The sequence below is a fragment of the Kordia sp. genome (assembly GCF_045105435.1).
In the GTDB taxonomy this organism is placed as follows: Bacteria; Bacteroidota; Bacteroidia; order Flavobacteriales; family Flavobacteriaceae; genus Kordia.
Window position 1 is genome coordinate 1 of the sequence record NZ_JBGCDL010000302.1, and the last position, 9,603, is coordinate 9,603.

8 protein-coding genes are annotated in these 9,603 nt (G+C 34.7%); 4 read left to right on the forward strand and 4 right to left on the reverse strand.

What is annotated here, in order from left to right; all coding sequences use genetic code 11:
- The 3 genes from AB8B65_RS15440 to AB8B65_RS15450 all read left to right on the forward strand — a co-directional run.
- Positions 1 to 551 (forward strand): carboxypeptidase-like regulatory domain-containing protein (locus AB8B65_RS15440; protein ID WP_405302166.1); only part of this gene is annotated, 551 nt, incomplete at its 5' end.
- A 94-nt stretch (positions 552 to 645) separates the two neighbouring features.
- Positions 646 to 2,211 (forward strand): hypothetical protein, encoded by a 1,566-nt coding sequence (locus tag AB8B65_RS15445; protein WP_405302167.1) that lies wholly within the window; start codon positions 646 to 648, stop codon positions 2,209 to 2,211.
- A 137-nt stretch (positions 2,212 to 2,348) separates the two neighbouring features.
- Complete coding sequence (locus AB8B65_RS15450) at positions 2,349 to 2,750, forward strand: hypothetical protein (RefSeq protein ID WP_405302168.1); 402 nt, start codon at positions 2,349 to 2,351, stop codon at positions 2,748 to 2,750.
- Between the two features lie 12 nt (positions 2,751 to 2,762).
- Here the strand turns inward: AB8B65_RS15450 and AB8B65_RS15455 are convergent, their stop codons facing one another.
- Positions 2,763 to 4,475 (reverse strand): FG-GAP-like repeat-containing protein, encoded by a 1,713-nt coding sequence (locus tag AB8B65_RS15455; protein ID WP_405302169.1) that lies wholly within the window; start codon positions 4,473 to 4,475, stop codon positions 2,763 to 2,765.
- A 79-nt stretch (positions 4,476 to 4,554) separates the two neighbouring features.
- Positions 4,555 to 5,829, reverse strand: coding sequence for a serine hydroxymethyltransferase (gene glyA, locus AB8B65_RS15460; protein ID WP_405302170.1), 1,275 nt, complete (start codon positions 5,827 to 5,829; stop codon positions 4,555 to 4,557).
- A 122-nt stretch (positions 5,830 to 5,951) separates the two neighbouring features.
- Between glyA and fahA the strand changes: the two genes are divergently transcribed.
- Entirely contained in the window at positions 5,952 to 7,241 is a 1,290-nt protein-coding gene (fahA, locus tag AB8B65_RS15465) for a fumarylacetoacetase (RefSeq protein ID WP_405302171.1), read from the forward strand.
- A gap of 83 nt (positions 7,242 to 7,324) precedes the next feature.
- On the opposite strand, the gene AB8B65_RS15470 is transcribed toward fahA, so the two are convergent.
- Both AB8B65_RS15470 and AB8B65_RS15475 read right to left on the reverse strand, forming a co-directional pair.
- Complete coding sequence (locus tag AB8B65_RS15470; protein WP_405302172.1) at positions 7,325 to 8,569, reverse strand: polysaccharide lyase family 7 protein; 1,245 nt, start codon at positions 8,567 to 8,569, stop codon at positions 7,325 to 7,327.
- A gap of 273 nt (positions 8,570 to 8,842) precedes the next feature.
- Positions 8,843 to 9,603, reverse strand: a 761-nt coding sequence (locus tag AB8B65_RS15475) for a sulfite exporter TauE/SafE family protein (protein ID WP_405302173.1), incomplete at its 5' end; no start/stop codon positions are given.

A 9,603-nucleotide genomic window follows, 5' to 3' on the forward strand; every position in this document is an offset into this window, starting at 1 on the left:
CACAAGGAAAACCGAGAATGACTGAAAAAGTTAACAAAACGGAACAACTAAACGATTATAATTTTACAAGACTCCATATTGGTTCGCTCAACAGGAAAACAAAAAACAATTTTAAAAAACAACAAGATTCCATTGTAATTAGTGGAACTATTACAGATGATACAGGTCTTCCTATGCCTGGTGCAACTTTACTCATAAAAGGAAATTATCACGGAAAAACTACCGATTTTGATGGAAACTTTTCTATGAGAATAAAACCCAACGATATATTAATAATAAATTATGTTGGCTACGAAAGTCAGGAAATAAAAATAGCTTCAACCAAGAAAACATATAAAATTCAACTAAAATTAGGAGCTCCATTGGAAGAAGTTACAGTCGTAGCAGGTAAGATTTGGGCAAACGATGAAGAGTTGCAAGGTGTTGCAGGCGGCGTAACTACCATTAATGGAAATGATATTGAATCAATAGACACAAAAAAGAATCGGTTTTTTCAAAATTTACAAGAATTTTGGATGCGAAAAACAAAAAAACCTATGAAAAAGCATTAAATAATAGGCTTCAAACAATAATAAGAACTTCAAAAAGTTATATTTTTACCACTTAGTGTATTTATAAACGATCGCTACCAATTAAAATAGTACAATGAAGAAATTTTTATACGCGTTTTTAATTCTTACCATTACCATACTTTGGAGTTCTTGCCGAAAAGACTTTGTAACAGTTCCAAGTTCTGGACAACTTCAATTTTCAAAAGATACCGTATACTTAGACACCGTTTTCACCAATATTGGTTCAAGCACATACAACTTAAAAGTATACAACCGAAGTGACGATGATATTCGTATTCCCACAATTCAATTGGGCGAAGGCGAAAACTCTAATTATCGCTTAAATATTGATGGTATTGCCGGAAAAGTATTTGAAGACGTGGAATTACTGGCAAATGACAGCATGTTTGTCTTTGTAGAAACGACTTTAGATATCAATGATTTTGCTGGTGGAAATCAGTTTTTATATACCGATGCGATCGAATTTGACACAGGAAGCAACGAACAAAAAGTAGAATTGGTCACCTTGGTACAAGATGCCGTTTTTCTCTATCCGCAACAATTTGATGATGGAACTATTGAAACCTTACTACTTGGTGTAGATGATGAAGGTAACGAATCAAGAGTAGAAGGCTTTTTCTTAGAAGATACGGAACTAGATTGGACAAACGAAAAACCCTATGTAGTGTATGGATACGCCGCAGTTGGACAAAATCAAGTCTTAAATATTGAAGCAGGTACGCGTGTACATTTTCATGCAGATTCTGGTTTAATTGTTGGAAATCTTGGTTCATTACAAGTAAATGGAGCGTTGAGCATGACAGAAGAATTAGAAAACGAAGTCATTTTTGAAGGCGATCGTTTGGAACCTGGTTTTGCAAATGTGCCCGGACAATGGGGAACTATTTGGCTTACCGACGGAAGTACAAATAACAAAATTGAATACGCAACTATAAAAAATGCAACTATTGGTGTTTTAACAGAAAATAGTGATGATCCTAATAATCCTACGCTGCTTTTAAACAATTCTCAAATACATAACAGTGCTACTGTCGGATTGCTAGCACGTACAGGACATATAGAAGCGAATAATTCCGTTATTGGAAGTGCAGGACAAGCGTCTCTCTATTTGAATTTGGGCGGAAAGTATACATTCAGGCATTGTACGTTTGCCAACTATTGGAGCAATAGTTTTAGAGTTTTTCCAACTGTTTTAATAGACAATTTCTTAGATGTTGGAAACGGAACAATATTTACAGCCGATTTAGTACAAGCTGATTTCTCTAATTGTATCATTTATGGAAATAACGGAATCGAATTGCTATTCAATAAAGTTGAAAATGATTCATCCGTATTATTAAAATACAACTTTAAAAACTGTTTGATTAAGTTTGATGATTTCAACAATCGTTTTGTAAATGATCCTTTATACAACTTCAACGATACAGATATTTTTGAAAATATTGTTTTCAACTCAGATCCCGATTTTAAAAACACAGATACGAGCGAATTTATTATTGGAGACAACTCTGGAGCGATCGGAATTGGAAATACTCCAAGTTCCGCACCAATCATAATTCAGAATGATATTTTAGGAAACCCTAGAAGCATCATGTCAGATGTTGGTGCATACAATCATACCACTTTTGATGACGATTAATACATTCAGCTAAAAAATAGACAATACACCGAAAAGAATCATAAAAGTAGTTCGCTATTTTATGATTCTTTTTTTATGCGTATATTAGAAGAACTTATTAACATATTAAAGAATAATTAAACACAAAAATTAACAACATGACATTAGTTTATCTATTAATTAAAATTGCAGGAATAGCTGCTGGAATATTACTTGGAATTACCGCATTAGACAAATTGGATGGAGAAAGCGATTTCTTTAACAACGTAGCAAAAAAGATCATGCCTTTCTCTACGATTATTGGTGGTGGGTTAATAGTTTTAGCAATTTTTGAATTGCTACAAATATTTGGTTTTTCAGATGACAGACATTTGATTTATGATTTAGTAGCAATTGCTTCTGGACTATTATTACTAACGCACGTATTAAGTCAAATTCCTAAAGTAGGAGATTCACTTGTTAATATTTCTAAAAAGTTAATGCCGTTTAAAGTAATTTTTGGAATGGCTTTATTTATTTTATCAATTTTACGCTTTATTTGGGTACATCCGTTTGGATAAATAACATATAAATTACTGAATTACCACTTTTTGAACTGTTTTGGTGTTTTCGGTGCGAATTTCTAAAAAGAAAATTCCGCTAGACAATGAAGAAACATCTAGTTTTGTTTGATGATTTTGTTCTTTTTTAACGAACACTTCTTTACCTAAACTATTAAAAATAGAAACCGTATACGGCGCAGAAATCGTGGTAGAAATCATAATATAATCCGACGCAGGATTTGGGAAAACGCTGAAATTATCGGCGTTTTCTTGGTTTATACTCAAAGTGCTTCCTTCTACAACATTCAATACCTGATTTGAACTTACATCCGTAAATGTATCTACCAATCCGCTTGGCCAAAAGATTTCTAACATATCAATAGTCGTTTCTGTACCAAGGCCAAAAATTTCCGTTGCCGAATTTTGTCCCAAAAACGCTTCGCCACACAACAAATATCTATACATTGCTTGTCCGTTTACGGTAGCTTTTATCTTCGCTCCTATTCCAGCTTTATTACTTGTTGTACCTTCCAATTTTACTTTCAACCAATTATTAGTGCCTCCAGTATTTCTCCATAATGTATGATTTTCTGGTGCTTGATTTACTACTACAAAATCTTGGTAACCATCATTATTAATATCGCCAATTGCATTTGAAAAACTTGTAAATATATCGTTTGTAAAACCTGCCGTTGTTGGAACTGAATAATTATATCCTGTGGCACATTCGTAAAACCCAGAAGTCATCAAGCCAGAAGCTGTATTATTTATCATACTACACACATACAAATCTAAATCGGAATCATTATCCGCATCAAAGAAATTTGCGCCCCAACCAATACTATTAAAAATAGTGCCCGTATTTGCTGCTACATCTGTAAAAGTTCCATCGCCATTATTTTCTAGCAAATGGTTTCCTTCTACAGTATTTGTCACATAAATATCTAAAAAGCCATCGTAATTATAATCATCAATCGTAGTAGACATGGCATTTGCAGCTACACCAGCGCCCGAAGCAACACTTACATCTGTAAACGTACCGTTTCCGTTATTTTTGTATAAAATATTTGTATTTGCAAATCGATCATTGGAAATATAAATGTCTAAAAAACCATCATTATCATAATCAAAAAACGCAGCACAGAACGATAAATGTCCTACGGAACTAATTCCTGCAATGCCTGAAACATCTGTAAACGTTCCATCGCCATTATTTCTGTACAATTGATTCGGAATGATTTTAGTATCATCTTTATTTGACAAGAACATATCTAAATCGCCATCATTGTCATAATCGCCAAAAGAAGCGCCGTAGGTATACAATATGGTATTTGGAATGCCTGCAATACCTGAAACATCTGTAAAGTTAAAGTTTCCGTCATTATTGTATAATTTATTTGCTGCATCTAAGCGTGCTACAAACAAATCATTATCGCCATCATTATCATAATCAACCCACAACACTTGTTTTGAGTGTCCTGGAATGGTCATATTGAACGTTTCTTCTACAAAAGTGCCTGAATTATTTTTAAAAAAACGAACTGGAAAGTTTTCTTTTGCGGCAAAAGTTAAATCGTCCCAACCATCATTATCATAATCGTAAAAACTAACGCCACCAAGTTGTGTGCTAAAATTTCCAGTAATATTGATTCCTAAATCAAGGGCTTTTTCTTCAAAGAGAATTTGCGCTTGTACTAGAGGGAAATAGAGAAAAGATAAGAGTACAATCGTGTAATTTTTCATCTGCCAATTTTTAATAATGACAAATATAATAAATCTTAATGTTATGTTAAAAAACTACACGATTGTATGTATTTATAATTTATGCCTGAAACAAAGGCTTATCAGACATCAACGTATTGACTTTAAAAGCGATGTTTTTCAACTTTGCTTCATCTTCAAAATTTGTAATGGCTTCATCAATATATGCTACGATCAATGCCATGTCATTTTCTTTTAAACCTCTGGTTGTAATTGCTGCTGTTCCGACACGAATTCCAGACGTTACAAATGGGCTTTTATCATCGAAAGGAACCATGTTTTTATTCACAGTAATATCTGCATGTCCTAAAGCTTTTTCTGCTTCTTTTCCATTGATATTCTTGTTGCGAAGATCAATCAACATCATGTGATTGTCCGTTCCGCCAGAAATAATATTGTATCCTTTTGCTACAAATGCCGCTGCCATTGCTTGTGCATTTTTCTGTACTTGCAAAATATAGTGCATAAACTCATCTGTCAAAGCTTCACCGAAAGCTATTGCTTTTCCGGCAATAACATGTTCTAATGGTCCACCTTGATTTCCTGGGAAAACGGCTCCATCTAACAAAGATGACATTTTACGTAATTTTCCGTTTTTAAGTGTAATTCCGAAAGGATTTGGAAAATCTTTCCCCATCATAATCAAACCACCACGCGGTCCACGTAAAGTTTTGTGTGTCGTTGTGGTTACAATATGACAATGTGGAATTGGATCATTTAAAATTCCTTTGGCAATCAATCCTGCTGGATGCGAAATATCTGCCAACAACAATGCGCCAACACTATCTGCAATCTCGCGGAAGCGTTTAAAATCAATATCCCTTGAATATGCAGACGCTCCTGCAATGATCATTTTTGGCTGTTCTTTGGTTGCTGTTTCTTGAATTTTATCATAATTCAAAACGCCCGTTTCCTCTTCTACTCCGTAAAATGAAGGTGTGTATAATTTTCCTGAAAAGTTAACAGGAGAACCGTGTGTTAAATGTCCACCGTGCGACAAATCGAATCCTAAAATTTTATCTCCTGGTTTCAAACATGCTGCAAAAACAGCTGTATTTGCCTGACTTCCACTATGTGGTTGCACATTTGCGTATGCTGCTCCAAACAAAGCTTTCGCTCGTTCAATAGCAATGGTTTCTACCTCGTCAACGACTTCACAACCGCCGTAATAACGTTTTCCTGGATAGCCTTCTGCATACTTATTTGTAAGTACAGATCCTACAGCTTCCATTACTTGTTCACTTGTAAAATTCTCTGAAGCGATTAGTTCTAATCCTTCTATTTGCCGTTCTTTTTCGGCTTGAATTAATTCAAAAATTTGTTCGTCGCGTTGCATTATTTTGACTCTATGTTAATAAAAACCAAAAATATGATTTAGATTCCAAAACTCATATAGAAAACTCATATATTTGAATAGAAATAACAAAATTTTTTAAATTATAAATATTCCAAACAACTATGCCAGATACAACCAATAATCCCAATAGAAAAACTTGGCTAGAAGTTGCTCCAAACAGCGATTTTCCTATCCAAAATATACCTTTTGGCGTTTTCCTTACCAGAGACGACGTAATTACGATCGGAACACGTATTGGAGACTTTGCCATTGATTTAGGTGCATTGCACCAATTAGGGTATTTTGATGGAATTCCATTAACGGACGATATTTTTCTACAAGACAGCTTAAATGATTTTATTTCTGATGGAAAGAAAACATGGCGCTTGGTGCGAAACCGTATTGGAGACATTTTTGATGCCGATAATGCAGCTTTGCGTGATCATACTGAACACAGAAATACAATTATTTTTACTTTAGATGAAATAGAAATGCAATTGCCAGTACAAATTGGTGATTATACAGATTTTTATTCAAGTATAGAACATGCTACCAATGTTGGTACCATGTTTAGAGGTGCAGATAATGCATTGATGCCAAACTGGCTTCACGTACCTGTTGGATATCATGGAAGAAGCTCTTCTATTATTCCATCGGGAATTCCAATTCATCGTCCGCAAGGGCAAACATTGCCTGTTGGTGCAGACACACCTGTTTTTGGACCTTCAAAACGTGTTGATTTTGAATTAGAAATGGCGTTTATTACAACAGATGCCAATCATTTAGGAGAACCAATTCCTATTGATGAAGCCGAAGATTATATTTTTGGAGTGGTCTTATTTAATGACTGGAGTGCACGCGATATTCAGAAGTGGGAATATGTGCCATTAGGACCATTTTTAGGAAAGAGTTTTGCTTCGTCAATCTCTGCTTGGATTGTGACTATGGATGCTTTAGAACCTTTTAGAGTGGAAAGTCCAAAGCCATTAAAACCACAGTTAGAATATTTACAATACACAGGAAAGAAAAGCTACGATATTCATTTAGAAGTAGGAATTAAACCTGAAAATAGTGACGAAACTATTGTTGCACGTTCTAACTTTAAATATATGTATTGGAACATGGCGCAACAATTAACGCATCATACCGTAAATGGTTGTCCTGTAAATTCTGGTGATATGATGGGAAGTGGAACGCTTTCTGGAAAAACACCTGATTCGTATGGTTCCATGTTAGAATTATCATGGGCAGGAAAAAATCCTGTGAAATTAGATGATGGATCAGAACGTATATTCATCAATGATGGAGATACTGTGACCATGCGTGGACATTGTAAAAACGCACATGTACGTATCGGTTTTGGGGAAGTTTCTTCAAAATTACTACCTGTTTTTCAGCCGAAGAAAAAGTAAGAGACTATTCTTAATTTGTATAAAAGTAAAAACTCCCAAAGACGATATTTGGGAGTTTTTTTGTGCTAATTCGGGAAAATGAATTAATGTGTAATGCTTAAATTTTTGATACGAACAACTCCGTTAGAACCTGTATAACTTGCTCCTTGAACTGACTGTAAGTAGTTTCCAACTTTAAAGTAGTTTCCAGAAGTATTGGTACCAATAGCTTGAGAGAAAATCTCGTTAGATCCTTGGAAAACCTTTACAACTCCATTGTTGTACTGAATTTTAAACGTATAGCTTGTATTCAACTGATATCCGTTATCAATAATTAAACTACTTCCTTGTACATCTTCGGTGATATAACCACTAATTTTCATGCGTACGCCGCCAGAACTTTGGTTTTCGTCTCCTATAAATTGTACTCTAATGACATCATCAACCGTATTGGAAGGTCCATGAATTTGTGCAAAACATAAAACACCGCCATTATTATCTGCATCTTGTGGCAATCGATCAACTCGAACTGTAAATGTCATTGTGTTGTTTCCTGAACCACCATTCCAACTTGCTAGATTTCCATTTTTCATTTCTCGTAATTCAACCCGTGGATTTCCAGAATTGGCAGATCCGCCTAAACCTCTGTAGCATTTAAAAAATGTCCATTCACCATCTGTGTAAAAATAATTTGGATCATTATACGTCCCGAAAGTTTTTCCCGTAGAAGCCAACACATTATCTCTGTAAGTAGCATTAGCTCCTGGACTTCCTGTAAACCCGTTGAGTTTCCAATTATTAGAAGTCAATCCTAAATTATCTCCGGGAGAATCTCCATTTCCAGTGCCTGGGTCTGTTCCGCCAGCTCCATAAATTTCTGTTTCGGTGATACTATTCCAAGAACTTGAAGAATTTCCAAAGCATGAAATTCGAACATAACGAACATTTACAGCATTAAAAGTATAGGTTTCTAAACCGTTTGTGTTTCCACTACTTCCTGATGATTTTTTATTGACAACTGTCTGTAAGTTATAAATAGATGTTCCTACTCTAATTTTAAAATATGCTTTTCGCTGATTTCCTTTGTAGAAAGCTAGTTTTACGGATGATACTGATTTTACAGAACCTAAATCGTAGGTGATATATTTTCCGTTGTAACCGTTAGAAGACCATCGTGTGCTCAAACTTCCATCTAAGGTATTTTGAGGGACATTTCCATCATCTCCATTTGCGGAAACACTATTAGGAATAATTTCTCCGTTTTTAGCTTGTATTGGTACTTTTCCGTTTTCAATAACTTCTTCTTCATCTATAGTGACATTCTCATCAACAGAGCATGAATAACACATAAGAAGACACAAAAGCAGTAGTAGTTTGAATGGTTTGAGGGTTTGATTTAAAAAGTTTTTTTTCATCATTTTAGGTTTATGGTTTAATAATTTATTTGGTTGACCAGTTTGGTAAACCAGATTGGTTGACCAATTATACGACAAAAAAAAACAGATCGAAAAATGTAAAACCATAAAATATATAAGGTTTTTTTGAAGAAGCGATATTTACACAGTCCTGTTTATGAGGAATATTTAAATTTAAATATTGGTAATATGAAGGTCATTATGGTGTCAAACCAAGTAGATAATAGCAATTGAAAGCAGAATAAGGCCATAAATCAATGTGAAAGCTTTTCCTGAAATTTTACTTCCCATTCTTGCGCCGAAGAAATTTGCAATAAAATAGGTTCCAAAAAGGATTCCTACCAATTGCCAATCGACAGGATTTACATTGTTGTACTTTATAAATGCACCGTAACTTACGGGCGGAATTAAAATTGCCAAGCTCAACGCACGTGCATATTCTTTCTTTAGTTTGAATACTCCAATTAAAATTGGCACCATCAATACACCAGCGCCAATTCCGAACATACCACCCAAAATTCCTGTTACTGCTGCTAAAACACCTATCCAATAGACTGAAATGTGCTCTTTGTGTGGCTCTTTTGCATTCTTACGTAAATACGATCTAAACTGCATTAACGCAATAATAATTAACAACACCGCGAAGTAATATTTTAAGTCTGTTTCACCAATATAAAAAGCGAAAATAGCACCAAAATACGAGCAAATACAATAGCAAATAACACCTACAACAATATTGAGCCATTGTGTTTTTACATATTGGTATAAGGACATTACACCCAATAAACTCATGGGACCTAACATCATGGTTAGTATATTTCCTTGTGCGACCAATTGCGACATTCCGCAGTATAATACTAAGAATGAAACTAAAAATGGTCCGCCACCAATTCCGGCAAATCCGCCAATATAACCAACAGCCAAACCAAGAAGTACGTAAATAATAGGATCACACATGTAAAAAAATT

Coding starts and splice junctions, on each gene's coding strand:
- AB8B65_RS15445 (WP_405302167.1), top strand. CDS start 646: ATGAAGAAATTTTTATACGCGTTTTTAATTCTTACCATTACCATACTT.
- AB8B65_RS15450 (WP_405302168.1), top strand. CDS start 2,349: ATGACATTAGTTTATCTATTAATTAAAATTGCAGGAATAGCTGCTGGA.
- AB8B65_RS15455 (WP_405302169.1), bottom strand. CDS start 4,475: ATGAAAAATTACACGATTGTACTCTTATCTTTTCTCTATTTCCCTCTA.
- glyA (WP_405302170.1), bottom strand. CDS start 5,829: ATGCAACGCGACGAACAAATTTTTGAATTAATTCAAGCCGAAAAAGAA.
- fahA (WP_405302171.1), top strand. CDS start 5,952: ATGCCAGATACAACCAATAATCCCAATAGAAAAACTTGGCTAGAAGTT.
- AB8B65_RS15470 (WP_405302172.1), bottom strand. CDS start 8,569: ATGTGTTATTCATGCTCTGTTGATGAGAATGTCACTATAGATGAAGAA.